Here is a 14,879-nt window from a genome sequence, read left to right as displayed (position 1 = left end):
ATGCTGGCCTACATTCTGCGCCGCCTGCTGCTGATCATTCCGACCCTGTTCGGCATCCTGATCATCAACTTCATCATCGTCCAGGCCGCCCCCGGCGGCCCGGTCGAGCAGATGATCGCCAAGCTCGAAGGTTTCGAAGGCGCCACCAGCCGCATTGCCGGTGGCGGTGCCGAAGTGTCGGTAGCCGGCTCCAACTACCGTGGCGCCCAGGGCCTGGACCCGGCGCTGATCGCCGAAATCGAGCGCATGTATGGCTTCGACAAGTCGCCGCCCGAGCGCCTGTGGATCATGATCAAGAACTACGCCCGGCTGGACTTCGGCGACAGCTTCTTCCGCGATGCCAAGGTCATCGACCTGATCGTCGAGAAGATGCCGGTGTCGATCTCGCTGGGGCTGTGGAGCACGCTGATCATGTACCTGGTGTCGATCCCGCTGGGCATCGCCAAGGCGGTGCGCCACGGCAGCCATTTCGACGTCTGGACCAGTTCGGCGATCATCGTCGGCTATGCCATTCCGGCGTTCCTGTTCGCCATCCTGCTGATCGTGCTGTTCGCCGGCGGCAGCTACTTCGACTGGTTCCCGCTGCGCGGCCTCACCTCCAACAACTTCGACGAGCTGAGCACCACCGGCAAGGTGCTGGACTACTTCTGGCACCTGGTGCTGCCGATCACCGCCCTGGTCATCGGCAACTTCGCCACCATGACCCTGCTGACCAAGAACAGCTTCCTCGACGAGATCAACAAGCAATACGTGGTCACCGCCAAGGCCAAGGGACTGAGCCGGCCACGGGTGCTGTACGGCCACGTGTTCCGCAACGCCATGCTGCTGGTGATCGCCGGTTTCCCGTCGGCATTCATCGGCATCTTCTTCACCGGCTCGTTGCTGATCGAGGTGATCTTCAGCCTCGACGGCCTCGGTCTGATGAGTTTCGAGGCGGCCATCAACCGCGACTACCCGGTGGTCTTCGGCACCCTGTTCATCTTCACCCTGCTGGGGCTGGTGGTGAAACTGATCGGCGACCTGACCTACACCCTGGTCGATCCACGTATCGACTTCGCCAGCCGGGAGCACTGACATGGCCCTCTCCCCCCTCAACCGCCGACGCTTCGAGCGCTTCAAGGCCAACCGCCGTGGCTGGTGGTCGCTGTGGCTGTTCCTGATCCTGTTCGGCCTGAGCCTGGGCGCCGAGCTGATCGCCAACGACAAGCCGATTGCCGTGCGTTACGACGGCCAGTGGTACTTCCCGGCGTTCAAACGCTATGCGGAAACCACCTTCGGTGGCGAGTTCCCGCTGGAAGCCAATTACAAGAGCCCGTACATCCGCGAACTGCTGGAGAAAAAACACAGCTTCGTGCTGTGGGCGCCGATCCCGTTCAGCTACCAGAGCATCAACTACGACCTGCGCGTGCCCGCCCCGGCGCCACCCTCGGCGGACAACTGGCTGGGCACCGACGACCAGGGCCGCGATGTGTTGGCGCGGGTGATCTACGGCTTCCGCATCTCGGTGCTGTTCGCCCTCACATTGACCCTGCTCAGTTCCGTCGTCGGCGTGCTCGCCGGCGCCTTGCAGGGCTATTATGGCGGCTGGGTCGACCTGGCCGGGCAGCGCTTTCTGGAAATCTGGTCCGGCCTGCCGGTGCTGTACCTGCTGATCATTCTCGCCAGTTTCGTGCAGCCCAACTTCTGGTGGCTGCTGGGCATCATGCTGCTGTTCTCGTGGATGAGCCTGGTGGATGTGGTGCGCGCCGAATTCCTGCGCGGGCGCAACCTGGAGTACGTGCGTGCCGCCCGCGCCCTGGGCATGCGCAACGGCGCGATCATGTACCGGCACATCCTGCCCAACGCCATGATCTCGACCATGACCTTCATGCCGTTCATTCTTACCGGCGCCATCGGCACCCTGACCGCACTGGATTTCCTCGGCTTCGGCCTGCCGCCGGGTGCACCCTCGCTGGGCGAGCTGGTGGCCCAGGGCAAGTCGAACCTGCAGGCGCCCTGGCTGGGCATCAGCGCCTTCGCCGTGCTGGCGCTGATGCTGAGCCTGCTGGTGTTCATCGGTGAATCCGCCCGCGATGCCTTCGACCCGAGGAAGTGACATGAGTGAACAGAACCTGATCGAAGTACGCGACCTGGCGGTGGAGTTCGTCACCGGCGACCAGGTCAACCGCGTGGTGGACGGCATCAGCTTCGATATCCGCAAGGGCGAAACACTGGCCCTGGTCGGCGAGAGTGGCTCGGGCAAATCGGTCACCGCGCACTCGATCCTGCGCCTGCTGCCCTACCCGTTGGCCCGCCACCCCAGCGGCAGCATCGGCTACCAAGGTAAAGACCTGCTGCAGCAGAACGAGAAGACCCTGCAGCGCATTCGCGGTAACCGCATCGCGATGATCTTCCAGGAGCCGATGACCTCGCTGAACCCGTTGCATTGCATTGAAAAGCAGATCAACGAAATCCTTCTGCTGCACAAGGGCCTGACCGGCAAGGCAGCGACCGCGCGCACGCTGGAGCTGCTGGAAATGGTCGGCATTCCCGAGCCGCGCAAGCGCCTGAAGGCCCTGCCCCACGAGTTGTCCGGCGGCCAGCGCCAGCGGGTGATGATCGCCATGGCCTTGGCCAACGAGCCGGAGCTGCTGATTGCCGATGAACCGACCACGGCGCTGGATGTGACCGTGCAGCTGAAGATTCTCGACCTGCTCAAGGAACTGCAGGCGCGCCTGGGCATGGCCCTGCTGCTGATCAGCCACGACCTCAACCTGGTGCGCCGAATCGCCCACCGCGTGTGTGTGATGCAACGCGGGCAGATTGTCGAACAGGCCGAATGCGCCAGGCTGTTCAGCGCGCCGCAGCACCACTACACACAGATGCTGATCAATGCCGAGCCTAGCGGGTTGCCGGCGCACAACCCGGTGGGCGCACCGTTGCTGGAGGTGGATGACCTCAAGGTGTGGTTCCCGATCAAGAAAGGCCTGCTGCGGCGCACGGTCGACCATGTGAAGGCGGTGGACGGGGTCAACTTCAGCTTGCCGCAGGGGCAGACGCTGGGGATTGTCGGCGAGTCCGGGTCGGGCAAGTCGACGCTGGGGCTGGCGATTCTGCGGCTGATCGCCAGCCAGGGCGGCATCCGCTTCCATGGGCAGAACCTGGAAGGTTTGAACCAGAAGGCCGTGCGCCCGCTGCGTCGGGAAATGCAGGTGGTATTCCAGGACCCGTTCGGCAGCCTGAGCCCGCGCATGTGCGTGGCGGACATCGTCGGCGAAGGGTTGCGCATTCACGGCATCGGCAGCGCACAGGAACAGCAAGCGGCGATCATTGCCGCGCTGGAGGAAGTCGGGCTGGACCCGCGCACCCGGCATCGCTACCCGCACGAGTTTTCCGGTGGCCAGCGCCAGCGCATCGCGATTGCCCGGGCGCTGGTACTGAAGCCGGCACTGATCCTGCTGGATGAGCCGACCTCGGCGCTGGACCGTACCGTGCAGCGCCAGGTGGTGGAGTTGCTGCGCAACCTGCAGCAGAAGTACAACCTGACGTATCTGTTCATCAGCCATGACCTGGCGGTGGTCAAAGCGCTGAGCCATCAGTTGATGGTGATCAAGCATGGCCAGGTGGTGGAACAGGGGGATGCACAGATGATCTTCCATGCGCCGCAGCATCCGTATACCCGGCAGCTGCTGGAGGCGGCGTTTCTGCAGGTGGATGCGGTTACCACCAAAGTCTGAGGTTTGTACCGACCCTGTGGGAGCGGCTTCAGCCGCGAAGAAGCCAACGCGGTGCATGGCACCGGCTACGCCGGTGTTCGCGGCTGAAGCCGCTCCCACAAGGCCCCGGCAGTTCAGACAACATCCGCAGTTTTTGCAGCACGGCCGCGTAAAACCGGTGCCAGTTGCGCCATGGCCCACAGCACCTCCAGCAACAGCATGCCCCAGAGCAAACCAGACGCCCCCTTGAGCAACGCATACAGCATCCACGCCGAAAACAGCACCCGCCCCGCCCCATCGTAGCGGCCAAAACGCTGCTCTGGATGGCGAATGCGCAACCACGCCCAGACACACACGATCGACCCCATCAGGTTGGCCATCAGCATGTGCACCGGCGCGAACGGCGGAATCTCCCCGGCCAGGCCCAGCCCGCCATGCAGCCCGCTCAACCCTTCATGCAGCAAGGCAAAGCTCCAGGGTGCGGCAAAGCCGAGGGTGACAACCAGGTCATAAAGCCCGCTGGCCCGCACCAGGTTGCGATACTGCGCTGTACTCCACATGTTCACTGCCCTCCCGATCATCGAAGGCAGCAGGCTAAAGCGTCGAGTATGCTCGAAGGTCAACTGCCGGCCAGCATGCGTTTCGCCCTAGCGCAAATCCTCGCTCACCCGCCCGACGGCAGCCACGACCTGCCTGGCTCCGGCCTGGATACCGCCAATCGCGTCACTGGCCTGCGTGGCGAAATGCAAGGCATCGGCAGCTTCCAGGCGGCTGCGCTCCACCTCGCTGACAGCCTGGTTGGCAAGCAGCTGGTTGTGCGCGACAACCGCATCGATCTCGGCGGTGGCCGTGCTGGTGCGCGCCGCCAGCTTGCGCACTTCATCGGCCACCACGGCAAAGCCGCGCCCTTGCTCGCCAGCGCGAGCCGCTTCGATTGCAGCGTTCAATGCCAGCAGATTGGTCTGCGCCGCAATTGCACCGATGGTCTGCACAATCGTGCTGATCACCGCCGACTGCTGGCCCAGGGCGCCAATGGTGTCCCCGGCCGAGTGCAACTGGTGCGCCACGTTGTGCATGGCCTGCTGCAACCCCTGCATCACCGTGACACCGTCGCTGGCGCTGGCATCCGTGCGCCGCGAAACGTCCAGCGCCATGCAGGCCGCCTGCCTTATCGCTTCTTCACGCTGAACCTGGGCGGTGACTACCGTGGCGAATTTGACCACCTTCACCAGCTTGCCCTGGGCGTCGTGCACCGGGTTGTAGCTGGCCTCCAGCCAGACCTCGCGGCCTTGGCTGTCGATGCGCCGGAACCTGCCGGTGACGTAGCGGCCCGCGTTCAGGGTGCGCCAGAAGGCCGCGTATTCGGCACTGGCTGCCTCGCTGGGGTCACAGAAGATGCGGTGATGCTTGCCGGCCACCTGCTCGAGCCGGTAACCCATGGCGGCGAGAAACGCCGGATTGGCTGCTTGCACGGTGCCATCCAGGCCGAACTGGATCATCGCAGTGGAACGTAGCAACGCATCGAGCAGTGCCTGGCTTTCCTGGCCCGGCGCCGCCAGCCAGTCCGTCAGCGGCTTGCCGACGACATCGCCAGGGGCAACCCCAAGCGCCTTGGCGAAGGCGTCGGTGCATTCGACGGCACGGCCCTGCCCGTCCAGGCGCAGCATCGCGCCGTGTTCGACTTCGGCCAGCCGCTGACGAAGCTGAGTGATTTCGGCCTGGTGCGCTGCCAGCGTAGCTTTGAGGTGACGGTTAAACATCGGCAAGACCTGCGGTGTAATGCATCATGTTGGAAAAATCAGGCAACCGAACCGGCCAGCTGGGTGTCGTCGAACCACGCTCGGAAAGCGGCTGCCGGCATGGGCCTGGCGATGAAATAGCCCTGCGCTTCGACGCAGCCCCAGGCGCAGACGCGCACCAGCTGTTCGGCAGTTTCGATACCCTCGGCAGCCACCCGGTAACCCAGCTCGTTGGCAAGGCCTGCCAGCGACTGCACCAGCAGCGCTTCGCGCCCGCCGGACGAAGCCCGATGGACCAGCGACTTGTCGAGCTTGACGATGCTGGCCGGGATTTGCGTGAGGTAAGCCCAGTTGCTGTAGCCGGTGCCGAAATCGTCGATGGCGATGACGATGCCGGCCTGTCGCGCGCGCAGCAGCTGCTGCTGCACTTCTTCGGGTTGCTCGATCAGCACGCTTTCGGTGAGTTCGAGCTGCACGCGCTGCGGCTCGACGGCCTGTTCCTGCAAGGCGTGCAGCAGCGCGTCCATGAAACCCGCGCTTTCCAGATCGCGCGCGGTGACGTTGAAGCTGACGCTGAAATCCAGCCCCCGGGTGCAACCGAGAATGCGCAGCACCGCGCGCATCACCCACAGGCTGAGGTTGGCCATGAGCGCTGTCTTTTCTGCCAGCGGGATGAACTCCGCCGGCGACACCTCGCCCAGCACCGGGTGCTGCCAGCGCAGCAACGCCTCCGCCGAGCGGCAACGCCCCGAAGGCAGCTCGATGCGTGGTTGCAGGTGCAGGCTCAGTTCGTCGTCACTGTGCAGCGCCCGGGACAGGGAGGCCAGTAGCATGAAGGCGCGGCGTTGGGCAGCGTCCACTTCGGGTTGATACCAGGCATGCCGGCCAGCCGTGCGCCGGGCGGTGTCGGCGGCCGCGACCGCGCGGCGCATCCACTCGAGGCTGTTGCGGTCCTCGCCCTGCGGGCTGATAGGGGCAATGCCGATACCCGCATCCAGCAGCACCGGAATCTGGTGGCACTGCGCCGGCGCCTGCAGCGCGGCGACGATGCGCTGGCACAAAGGCAGTACATTTTCCGCATCTTCCAGCAATACGGCGAAACGGGTCGGGCTGATCTTGTACAAACACAGGCCGTTGTCCAACTGGCTGGCAATGCGTGCCTTGGCCTGCAGGGTCAGGTCATGGGCGAAGTTGTAGCCCAGGCTGCGGATAATGCCGCTGAGCGCTTCGGCGGACATGATGTCCACCGCCAGCAGGGTCAGCGGCTGGCCACGCTCCAGGCCGGCGGCGACATCGCACTCGAGCTTCAGCCGATTGAACAGGCCGGTCGCCTGATCGTGAAAATTGTTCCGGCGCATGCCGGCGATGATCTGCATCGCCATTTCACCGAACGCCATCAGCATGGTGCGTTGCGCCTGGTCCAGCGGCGGCCGTGGCACGGTATCGATGATGCAGAAGCTACCAATGGCGATGCGGTTCTCGACCAGCAGCGGCGCCCCGCAGTAATAGCGGATGCCAGGCTCACCGGTGACCAGCGGGTTGTCGGCAAAACGCGGGTCACAGGTGGCGTCCAGCACCTCCAGCGGCTGCGCCTGGAGAATGGTGTGCGCACAAAACGACACATCTCGCGGCGTCGCCTGGAGGTCCAGCCCCGCCTTGGCGGAAAACCACTGTTGGCACTCGCCAACGATCGAAACCAGGCAGACCGGCACGGCGAAAAAGCTGCGTGCCATGTCCACCAGCGCAGCCAGTTCGCCGCTGTGCTGCTGATGCATGACGCACCATTCGGCCACTTTCGCCAGGCGTTCTTTTTCATTGATCGGAACGGGTGCAACCATCATCTCGATTCACCTGTCCCAATGGGACCCCGGTAGCGAAGTAATGGCACTACGCTACATCAAAAGCTGTACAAGTCAAAATCTTTGTACAACTTTTGATGACAGGTGACGACGGACGGTGGCGCAGCAGCGCTGCTATCGCTGCTGAAAAGCTGCTACGCAGGCGCGGACGTCAGAAATCAATGGTTCCGGAGAACTTCACCAGGCGCGGGTCACCTTGGGTCAGGTAGCCGCCGTTGGCCGAAGCCCAGTAGTTCTTGTCGGTGAGGTTTTCCACGTTCACCCGCAAGGTCAGGTCCTTCTCGGCCAGCTTCAGCGTGTAACGGGCACCGGCATCGAAACGGTTCCATGTCGGCAGGCTGACGTTGTTCGCCGCATCGACGAACTGGCCACCGGTGCGCAGCATCCGGGCGTTGAGCGCCAGCCCTGGCACACCCGGCACATCCCAATCGACGCTGGCATTGAGCTGGAAGGTCGGCACACCGATGGCGTGGTTGCCATCGTTGCTGCCGTTGGCCGTGTTCTTCTGCTCCGAGGTCATGCGCGTGCCGCCGGCCATCAGCCGCAGGCCCTCGACCGGCTCGCCGAACACGCTCAGTTCCAGGCCTTTGTTGACCTGTTCGCCGTCGCGGATGAAGACGTTGTTCAAGGTGTAGCCATCCGACGGTTTCTCGATGCGGAACACTGCCAGGTTGGCGCCGAATGTCTGCCGGTCGAACTTGATACCGGCTTCGAGCTGCTTGGTGCGGCCCGGCGGGAACATCTGGCTGGCGTTGACGACGGTAGCGGGCGCCGTAGCCCCTGGGGCCAGGCCTTCGATGCGGTTGGCATACAGCGAGATGCTGTCGGTGGCCTTGAACACGATGCCGTATACCGGCGTGGTGATCGCCTTGTCATACGGCTCGCCATTGCGGCTGCCATCCCTGCTTGGCCTGGCCGGCGTGGCGGGCCCGGTGCCGTCGTAGAAGTAGTTTTCCACCCGCAGTTGCTGGCGGCGCACCCCATAGGTCAGCAGCAGGCGATCGTCGAACATACCCAGCGTATCGGAGATCGCCAGGCTGCGGGCACGGGTCTTGCCGGTCACGCCCGGGTCGCCCATATCACCGCCCCAACTGCTGACCGTGCCCGGCTTGGCCTGCTGCACGGTGTCGTAGATATTGGTGCTGATCGGCGAATAGAAGGTGTAGGCGTTCCTCACCTGGGCCCACAGGGTGTTGGCACCGACGGCGATCTGGTGGCTGACCGGCCCGGTCTGCAAGCGGCCATTCAGGCCGGTACTGAAACTGCTGTTGTCCTCGCCGTGGACGATGTCGGAAGGGGTCATCGTCGCCGCACCACTGTTGCCGACCAGCACCGGCGTGCCGTAGGTGCCGTGCTCGCGGCTGTGGCGGGCGCCGCCGGCCAGGTAGGCGGTCCAGTTGTCGCTCAGGTCCCATTCGCCCCGGACCATGCCGAAGGTATCCTCCGACTCGCTGTAGCTCCAGCTCTGGCCATAGTTGTGGCTGGCATCCGGCGCGGTAGGGGCCTTGGTCGTGGTGCTGCCCAGGCGCACCGAGTTGCGCAGGTGGTTGATGCGCTGCTTCTGGTAGCCGATGTCGGTCGAGACGCGGAAGGCGTCGCCACGGTAATCCAGGCCTGCGGTGAACAGTTTGCTGCGCTGGTCCTGGTCATCGACGGCGGTTTCGCCTTCGCGCTGGCTGAGGTTCAGGCGTGCACCGAAGCGATTGTCCTCACCGAAGCGCTGGCCGATGTCCAGGTGCTCGCCAACCCGGCCATCGGCGCTGATGTCCTGGGTGTAGCGGCGGGTCGGCACATCGCCGGCGCGCTTGGGCTGCAGGTTGACGTTGCCGCCCAGGCCGGTACCGGTCGGGCTCACCCCGTTGAGAAAGGCATTGGGCCCCTTGAATACCTCGACCCGTTCGACGCCGTCGGTGGACATGATCTGCCGCGGCAGCAGGCCATACAAACCGTTGAAGGAAATGTCGTCACCCGCCAGCGGCAGGCCACGGATCACAAAGACCTTGGACTGGTTGCCGAAGCCGAAGGATTCACGCACCGAGGGGTCGTTGGCGAGCACATCGCCGATGTCCTCGGCCTGCTGGTCCTCGATCACCTTGGCGGTGTAACTGGTCAGGGTGAAGGGCACATCCATGTAGTCCTGATTGCCCAGCACACCCATCTGCCCGCCGCGGGCGACCTGGCCACCGGCGAAGGCTTCTGGCAACGCGCCAGGCTGCGCTTGCAGGGTGTCGGCGCTGATGTCGGTGGCTTCCAGCTGGATCGGCTCGGCAGCCTGCGCCATCAGCGGTACGGAACAGCAGATCGCCAGTAATGCGGGGCGTGAGGGAAAACGGGAGGGCATTGGCTAAGTCCTGACAGCGCGTAAACTCGAGAATGCAAATGGTAACGCTTATCAAAGAAAGGCATCAAGCTAATGCCCTGCTCTAGCCATCATCAAGAATTCTGATCACGATCGTCTTTCATCATCAGCCAGACCGCGCATACAGTCGCTGCTGTCACCCCCGGCATCAACGGTAGAGCCCATGTCCAGCCAACAACATTCCGCCTCCCCTGCCCTCGACCAGCTGATCCAACGCGCCAGCCTGCCCAGCCCCGAGCTCAGCGAAGCCCAGGCACACGCCCTGCTGCAGCGCCATTACGGCCTGACCGGGGCACTGTCGACGCTGGGCAGCCAGCAGGACCAGAACTTCCATGTCGATTCGGCACACGGGCAGTTCGTGCTCAAGGCCTGCCACGGCAGCTACGCCCAGGTCGAACTGGAGGCGCAGCATGCTGCCCTCGCCTACCTGCGTGCGCACGGTTTGCCGGTGCCCGCCGTGCAAGCGGCGCACGCTGGCGAAACCTTGCTGGCCGTGGACATCGATGACCAACCCTTGCGCGTGCGCCTGCTCGAGTACATCGACGGCCAACCGCTGACCCGACTCGCACACCTGCCGGCGCAGCTGATGGCCGAAATGGGCCGGCTCTGTGCCCGGCTCGACAGCGCCTTGCTCGGGTTCGACCACCCAGGCCTTGCGCGTACCTTGCAATGGGACCCGCAACACGCCCAGATGCTGATCCAGCACCTGCTACCGGTGCTGCCGCAGGCCGAGCAGCGCAGCCGCATCGAACAGGCCGCCCGCGTTGCCGCCGAACACCTGGCGCCGCTGGTCGATCAGCTGCCAAGCCAGGCCGTGCACCTGGACATCACCGACGACAACACCGTGTGGGCCCGTAACGACGCACGCCAGTGGCAGCTGCAAGGGGTGATCGATTTCGGTGACCTGGTGCGCACCTGGCGCATCGCCGACCTGTCGGTGACCTGCGCGGCGTTGCTGCACCACGCCGAGGGCGACCCGTTGCGCATCCTGCCGGCGATCACTGCCTACCAGGCGCTCAACCCGCTGACCGAGGCCGAACTGCGCGCCCTGTGGCCACTGGTGCTCAACCGCGCCGCCGTGCTGGTGCTGAGCAGCGCGCAGCAACTCGCGGTGGCCCCGGGCAACCAGTACACTCGCGCCAACGTCGCCCACGAATGGGAAATCTTCGACACCGCCAACGCCGTGCCATTCGCCCTGATGCAAGCGGCGATCCTGCAGGCCGCCGGCCTGTCGCCGACCACGCCGCAACTGAGCGCATGCGCGCCGCTGCTTCCCGAGCTGCACGGGCAGGCCGTCACCCGGGTCGACCTGGGCGTGCTCAGCGTGCATTGCGAAGGGGGCAACTGGGAACGCCCCGGTTTCGACCAGCAACTGCTGAGCACCCAGCCGGCCCCGGCGTGCAGCCTGCATGGGCAGTACCGCCTGTCGCAGACCCATATCGACCGCCCCGAGGAGCCCGCCACCTGCGCGCTTGGCGTCGAGCTGCATGTGCCCAACGGCAGCCTGGTGCAAGCGCCGCAAGCCGGCACCTGGCAGCGTCATGGCGACGGTCGCGGCTGCCTGCGCAGCGCGCACTGGGCCTTGTGGCTGCAGGGCCTGGAAGACGCGCCTGCAAATGGACAGGTGGTGGAAAAAGGCCAGGCGCTGGGCACCAGTTGCGGCTTCCTCAGCGTGCAACTGTGCCTGGACAGCGGCATCCAGCCGCCGTTCTTCGCCACCCCTTCGCACGCTGGCGCCTGGCTCGCCCTGTGCCCGTCACCCGCTGCGCTGCTGGGCTTCGATTGCGATGCCGAGCCGCTGCCCGATCCGCAGGCCCTGCTGGCCCGTCGCGACGCCAGCTTCGCCCGCTCGCAGAAGCACTACTACGCGCAACCACCGCACATCGAACGCGGCTGGCGCAACTACCTGATCGACATGCAGGGCCGCTCGTACCTGGACATGCTCAACAACGTCGCGGTACTGGGCCACGGGCACCCGCGCATGGTCGCCGAGTCGGCGCGGCAATGGTCGCTGCTCAATACCAACTCGCGCTTCCATTACGCGGCCATCACCGAGTTTTCCGAACGCCTGCTGGCGCTGGCGCCCGCAGGCTTCGACCGGGTGTTCATGGTCAACAGCGGGACCGAGGCCAATGACCTGGCCATTCGCCTGGCGTGGGCCTACAGCGGAGGGCGCGACCTGCTCAGCGTGCTGGAGGCCTACCACGGTTGGTCGGTGGCCACCGATGCCATTTCCACCTCGATCGCCGACAACCCGCAAGCCCTGGAAACCCGCCCGGACTGGGTGCACCCGGTCGAGGCGCCGAACACCTTCCGTGGTCGTTTCCGTGGCGCCGACAGCGCCAGCGACTACCTGCGCGACGTCGATGCCAAGCTGGCCGATCTCGACGCCCGTGGCCGCCAGCTGGCGGGGATCATCTGCGAGCCGGTGTACGGCAACGCCGGGGGTATCGCGTTGCCGGCCGGTTACCTGCGCGAGGCCTATGCCAAGGTCCGTGCCCGTGGCGGGGTGTGCATCGCCGACGAGGTGCAGGTCGGTTATGGCCGCCTCGGCGAGTACTTCTGGGGCTTCGAGGAACAGGGCGTGGTGCCTGACATCATCACCATGGCCAAGGGCATGGGCAACGGCCAGCCGCTGGGCGTGGTCATCACCCGCCGCGAAATCGCCGAAGCGCTGGAAGCCGAGGGCTACTTCTTCTCGTCGGCCGGTGGCAGCCCGGTCAGTTGCCGCATCGGCATGGCGGTGTTGGATGTGATGCAGGAAGAAGGCCTGTGGGACAACGCCCGCGACACCGGGCGCTATTTCAAGGCGCGCCTGCAAGCGCTGGTCGACAAGCACCCGCTGGCCGGCGCGGCGCATGGTTCGGGCTTCTACCTGGGGCTGGAACTGGTACGCGACCGCGAAACCCTGGAACCGGCCAGCGAGGAGACCATGGCCCTGTGCGACCGCCTGCGTGAGTTGGGCATCTTCATGCAGCCGACCGGTGATTATCTGAACATCCTCAAGATCAAGCCACCGATGTGCACCAGCCGGGCCAGCGTCGATTACTTCGTCGACAGCATCGACCGGGTGCTCGCCGAGGGCCTGTAGGGCATTGCGCAGTTGGCCGGGGAGTGTTCATACTTTTCGGCCACTACGCTTCCCCGTCATCAGGTTTACTGACAATGGCCTTTTCCAGCGACTCCCTGGCAATCTTCCTCGCGGTGCTGGAGGCCGGCTCGTTCTCTGCCGCCGCGCGCAAGTTGGGGCGTGTGCCTTCGGCGGTGAGCATGGCCATCGCCCAGCTGGAGGCGGAGCTCGACCTGGCGCTGTTCGACCGGGCCACGCGCAAAGCCTTGCCCACCAGCGCCGCCCTGGCCCTGGAGCCGCAGGCCAGGCAGGTGATCTGCCAGCTCAACCTGCTCGACGCCCAGGCCCTGCAGTTGCACCAGGGCCTGGAAAAGCGCCTGACCATCGCCATGGCCCCGGAACTACAGACCGGCCGCTGGAGCCAACCACTGGAAACCCTCGCCCAGGAATTTCCCAGCCTGGAAATCGAGGTGCGCTCGGCCACCCAGACCGAAGCCATCCGCCTGCTCCACGACGGCAGTGTGCAGTTGGCGCTGGTGTTCGAACGGCCCGGCATCGATGAACGCGAGTCATTCCTCGAAGCCGGCAGCCAGTTGCTGGTGGCGGTGGCCTCACCACGCCATCCCGCCGGGCAGAACGGTGGCGCGCCGTTGCCCGAAGAGGCGTTCGCCGAACAACGGCAGATCATCGTCGCCTCGGGCAAGGCCACCGGCTCGGACCCGCGCATGGTGCTGTCGCGGCGCATCTGGCTGACCGACAGCTACCTGGCCACGCTGGACCTGGTGCAGTCCGGGCTGGGCTGGGCCTACCTGCCGCAGCCATTGGTCGAGCCGCTGATTGCCTCAGGCGCGCTGGCCGAGGTGCGCTTCGACAACATGGCCAGCCGCCTGCGCCTGTGGGTCGACATCATCTGGATCAAGTCGCGGCCGTTGGGGTTGGGTGCGCGGCGTTATCTGGAGGTGATGCGCCAATGCTTCGAAACAGAATCGCCGAGGTCCTGAGCGATACGACCGCCCCGTCCGAAAGCGAAAAGTCCTACAACCGGTTAGGAAGCCGATAACTCCCTACAGCATTGATTCCTCGATAGCGTTCTGCTCGCCATTCAGAAGAAAAGGAACTTCTCATGTCGAGCCAGTCCGCGCAGGGCTATGTGCAATCGGTCGAACACTTTGCCAACCGGCACCGCCAGGCAGAAGAGGCGCTTTACCTGCTGCTGGCCCCGTTCGCCGGCTGCCCGCCCGAGCACCCGCTGAGCCTGGCGGCGCTCACCGAAACGCTGGGCAGTGATGCCGTAACGCGCGTCGACTGCAGCGGGCTGGTGCAGGACCCGGAGCGCTGGCCAGCACTGGTGCGGCTGGCCAGCCCCGGCGCTGCGCCCATGGCCGTTGTCGCATTGAGTGCGACCTGCGCCGCACGTGAGTGCACAGCCAGCTGGCACTACGTGTGCGGCTGGCTGCTCAGCGAGCAACCCGCCGATGTCATCGCCAGGCACCTCCACCAGCAATGCCATGTGTTGCATCAACCCCACCCACACGGGATCACCGCCTGGTTCGAACCCGTGCGGCTGGCGTTGCTGCGCGTAACCCTGAAGCACGCCGGCGCGGTCCTCGGGCCAGTTCGAAGCTGGCTGCATCCCGATGGTCATGGCAGTTGCAAGCTGTTCGAGCGACAACCCCTGGCTGGCGAACTGTTCGTCTCCGAGGCGGCAAGGGCGACGCAGCATGTCGCCCCTCAGATCGTTCAATTGCTCAGTGCCTGGCGTCGTCTGAATGCCGCACAGCCTGCCTACGCGCCCTGGCACCATGCCGGCTCATCCGGCTTGCCGGAGGACGCGCCCAGCCACGCCATGAACCTCATGCTCGAGGCCTTCAGGCAGGGCCTGCGCGACCGTGCCGATATCCACTGCATGTGCCTGCACATGGCCATGATCCATCCGCTGCTCCTGCAGCACCCGGGCATTCGTGACGATGTGCAGATGGCAGCTGCCGGTGAGCAACGCCTGGCGGAGCGCTTCGCCCGCTACGACGACCGCGCCTGGTCGCAGATCGTCGCCACGCTGCCGCAGGCGAGGCGCTACTCATGAGCATCAGCAAAGCCATCCGCCTCGCCATGCAGGAAGAAATCCCCAACACCTACGGCAGCTGCAACGCCTGCGGG

At 65.1% G+C, this 14,879-nt stretch carries 10 protein-coding genes; 6 read left to right on the top strand and 4 right to left on the bottom strand.

All coding sequences use genetic code 11. From position 1 onward, the window contains the following. Genes C6A77_RS04390 through C6A77_RS04380 form a run of 3 tightly spaced genes read left to right on the top strand, consistent with a single transcriptional unit; the run spans nt 1 to nt 3,716 of the window. Entirely contained in the window at nt 1-1,074 is a 1,074-nt protein-coding gene (locus C6A77_RS04390; RefSeq protein WP_016488245.1) for a microcin C ABC transporter permease YejB, read from the top strand. A 1-nt stretch (nt 1,075) separates the two neighbouring features. Then, nucleotides 1,076-2,095, top strand: a complete 1,020-nt coding sequence (locus C6A77_RS04385; protein WP_114168186.1) for an ABC transporter permease — start codon at nt 1,076-1,078, stop codon at nt 2,093-2,095. A 1-nt stretch (nt 2,096) separates the two neighbouring features. Then, complete coding sequence (locus tag C6A77_RS04380; protein ID WP_114168185.1) at nt 2,097-3,716, top strand: ABC transporter ATP-binding protein; 1,620 nt, start codon at nt 2,097-2,099, stop codon at nt 3,714-3,716. Nucleotides 3,717-3,829: 113 nt separating this feature from the next. Here C6A77_RS04380 and C6A77_RS04375 read toward each other — a convergent pair whose 3' ends face one another. The 4 genes from C6A77_RS04375 to C6A77_RS04360 all read right to left on the bottom strand — a co-directional run bounded on the left by C6A77_RS04375 (nt 3,830) and on the right by C6A77_RS04360 (nt 9,574). Then, nucleotides 3,830-4,255, bottom strand: a complete 426-nt coding sequence (locus tag C6A77_RS04375; RefSeq protein ID WP_114168184.1) for a hypothetical protein — start codon at nt 4,253-4,255, stop codon at nt 3,830-3,832. A gap of 87 nt (nt 4,256-4,342) precedes the next feature. Next, complete coding sequence (locus C6A77_RS26070) at nt 4,343-5,455, bottom strand: PAS domain-containing methyl-accepting chemotaxis protein (protein ID WP_114168183.1); 1,113 nt, start codon at nt 5,453-5,455, stop codon at nt 4,343-4,345. 38 nt (nt 5,456-5,493) lie between these two features. Beyond that, nucleotides 5,494-7,275, bottom strand: a complete 1,782-nt coding sequence (locus C6A77_RS04365) for a GGDEF and EAL domain-containing protein (RefSeq protein ID WP_114168182.1) — start codon at nt 7,273-7,275, stop codon at nt 5,494-5,496. 169 nt (nt 7,276-7,444) lie between these two features. After that, complete coding sequence (locus C6A77_RS04360) at nt 7,445-9,574, bottom strand: TonB-dependent siderophore receptor (RefSeq protein WP_241507388.1); 2,130 nt, start codon at nt 9,572-9,574, stop codon at nt 7,445-7,447. Between the two features lie 241 nt (nt 9,575-9,815). Between C6A77_RS04360 and C6A77_RS04355 the strand changes: the two genes are divergently transcribed. From C6A77_RS04355 to C6A77_RS04345, 3 genes are all read left to right on the top strand, one after another. After that, complete coding sequence (locus C6A77_RS04355; RefSeq protein ID WP_114168180.1) at nt 9,816-12,743, top strand: aminotransferase; 2,928 nt, start codon at nt 9,816-9,818, stop codon at nt 12,741-12,743. A 74-nt stretch (nt 12,744-12,817) separates the two neighbouring features. After that, nucleotides 12,818-13,723, top strand: a complete 906-nt coding sequence (locus C6A77_RS04350; RefSeq protein WP_114168179.1) for a LysR family transcriptional regulator — start codon at nt 12,818-12,820, stop codon at nt 13,721-13,723. A 122-nt stretch (nt 13,724-13,845) separates the two neighbouring features. Continuing rightward, entirely contained in the window at nt 13,846-14,805 is a 960-nt protein-coding gene (locus tag C6A77_RS04345) for a hypothetical protein (protein ID WP_114168178.1), read from the top strand. Nucleotides 14,806-14,879: the final 74 nt, after the last annotated feature.

Source organism: Pseudomonas sp. AFG_SD02_1510_Pfu_092, assembly GCF_003331055.1.
In the GTDB taxonomy this organism is placed as follows: domain Bacteria; phylum Pseudomonadota; class Gammaproteobacteria; order Pseudomonadales; family Pseudomonadaceae; genus Aquipseudomonas.
This window is presented reverse-complemented; position numbering and strand designations above follow the sequence as displayed.